Here is a 255-nt window from a genome sequence, read left to right as displayed (position 1 = left end):
CTGCTGGAGCGCCCGGAAGGGGAGATTGAGCATCTTTACCGCTTTCTCGGGGCTCGAGCCAATCCGAAACTGCTGGAGCGCGTAGTGGAGCGCACCAGCTTCGAGAAGCGCTCCGGCGGCCGCAAGCCGGGAGAGGAAGACCGGCGTTCGATGGCTGCCCGCAAGGGCATAGCCGGAGACTGGAAGAACGTCTTTACAGATAGAGACCGGGAGATCTTCAAGGAAGAGGCCGGAGACCTGCTCATAGAGCTGGGC

At 62.0% G+C, this 255-nt stretch carries 1 protein-coding gene; it reads left to right on the top strand.

The genetic code is table 11. The features are described from left to right. The coding region (locus HKX41_12330; GenBank protein NNC24922.1) for a hypothetical protein at positions 1–255 on the top strand (255 nt) is incomplete at both ends.

It is taken from the genome of Salifodinibacter halophilus (assembly GCA_012999515.1).
GTDB classification, from domain to species: domain Bacteria; phylum Pseudomonadota; class Gammaproteobacteria; order Nevskiales; family Salinisphaeraceae; genus Salifodinibacter; species Salifodinibacter halophilus.
The sequence above is the reverse complement of the archived record's forward strand: the minus strand, read 5'-3'. Positions and strand labels throughout refer to the sequence as shown.